The sequence below is a fragment of the Sedimentitalea sp. XS_ASV28 genome (assembly GCF_041224545.1).
Classification (GTDB): Bacteria; Pseudomonadota; Alphaproteobacteria; order Rhodobacterales; family Rhodobacteraceae; genus Sedimentitalea.
Genome location: NZ_JBGFGP010000028.1, coordinates 1 through 573, shown reverse-complemented (window position 1 = coordinate 573; position 573 = coordinate 1). Strand labels below are relative to the sequence as shown.

At 54.6% G+C, this 573-nt stretch carries 1 tRNA gene; it reads right to left on the bottom strand.

The features are described 5' to 3' along the window. Positions 1-257: 257 nt before the first annotated feature. Positions 258-332, bottom strand: a tRNA-Phe gene (locus AB9K34_RS00370). Positions 333-573: the final 241 nt, after the last annotated feature.

The following is a 573-nucleotide window of genomic DNA, read 5'->3' as shown; positions in this document are numbered from 1 at the left end:
GAGCCGACCTGCGGACTTCATCAAGGCCAGCGGTCATGAAGCGCCGCGACAACAGGCCGGACACATGACCGCAATCCGCAAAGATCACGGTCGCCTGAAATAACCCTTGCAAAAACGGAGCCATCCACACATGGCGACGCTGGAAGAAGAGAACCGAAGGCGGGCCGAAAGTGTCAAACCTTCGCAGAAAAGCGTCAAACCTGACCGAAACGAGGATCAGCCATGAACAGAAACTACAATCATATCAGAGAGTTAAATGGTGCCCGGGGGCGGAATCGAACCACCGACACGAGGATTTTCAATCCACTGCTCTACCCCTGAGCTACCCGGGCAACGGAAAGGCAAAGACCTTTGGGTGCGGGGGTTTTAGGCGTTGCTTAAGATAGTGTCCAGAGGCTTTTTACATGGCACGCTTACAGATTTCGCCCTAGATGTTTGATCCCACGGTTTAATGGTGTGATCCTTTCGCAGGAATGGAAGGATGCCTTGTGGGACAAGTTCGCCACGGAAGCGCCACGTACTGTCCCCCGGCAGGCGAATTGCAAAGCAAATCTGCCGAGAGGGCACGCACGC